This window comes from Streptococcus hepaticus (assembly GCF_043656315.1).
In the GTDB taxonomy this organism is placed as follows: Bacteria; Bacillota; Bacilli; order Lactobacillales; family Streptococcaceae; genus Streptococcus; species Streptococcus hepaticus.
Genome location: NZ_JBINIY010000041.1, coordinates 1 through 792, shown reverse-complemented (window position 1 = coordinate 792; position 792 = coordinate 1). Strand labels below are relative to the sequence as shown.

Below are 792 nucleotides of genomic sequence, written 5' to 3'. Positions count from 1 at the left end.
AAATCTACTCAGTAGCCAAAAGGAAGCAGAAGAGAAGTTCCTAAAAGAAATTACCTATGTGTCTCCTAGACTGTTGAAGGTAAAGGAAATCAAGAACTATCGACTTCCTCAAGCTCAAGAGCGTTTGCGGACCGCAAGAAAACATTTGTCAGAAGTGAAACTAAGTGAGAAGCAAAAGGCAGTTAATCCCAAGTTTACTTTCCAAAAAGAAAATCCTTCCCTGAAGTCTCGCTTTCAGTTTCACCAAGAAAAATCATTTGATCGACTAGGTGCAGAAAAAGACGTAAGTTCTGCCAAGCGTGAGGTTAAACAACTCAAGAAAGTCCAAAAGTCTAAGAAAAGTTCTACCAAAGTCAAAGCTGGATTAGGCTTGGCTGCATCTGAATCCCTTGACCTGATAGCACAGGAGGATGATTTAGATGGTCTAAGAACCATGAAGGATACTAGTTTGAAAGCCAGACGCTATGGAAGGTTTACCTTTCAAGCAGGTAAGGTGGTAGAAAAAAGTGGACAGACAGGTGTGCGGTTTACCAAAACAAAATTTTCTCACGGAAAGGAACGATTCCAGAACGTCAAAAAGGGAAAAGGATTCACACGCCAGAAACCTCTTAAACCAAGAAGACGCTACAAAACCTTTTTAAAGCATGTCAGAAAACAAAGTGTCGCAGGTTTCAAAGGAATCGTCCAAGCCATTAAGGGAAGTATGACTTTCTTTTCTGTCCTTGCGGGAAATCCTTTGACTTGGATTGTCTCAGGCATTCTCTTGATACTCCTTTTGATGATGAGCTTTTT

The 792-nt window shown here is 40.7% G+C and carries 1 pseudogene; it reads left to right on the top strand.

Annotated features, from left to right (window positions below):
• Nucleotides 1-792 (top strand): annotated as a pseudogene (locus ACHUFA_RS10965) (phage tail tip lysozyme); the annotation flags it as partial.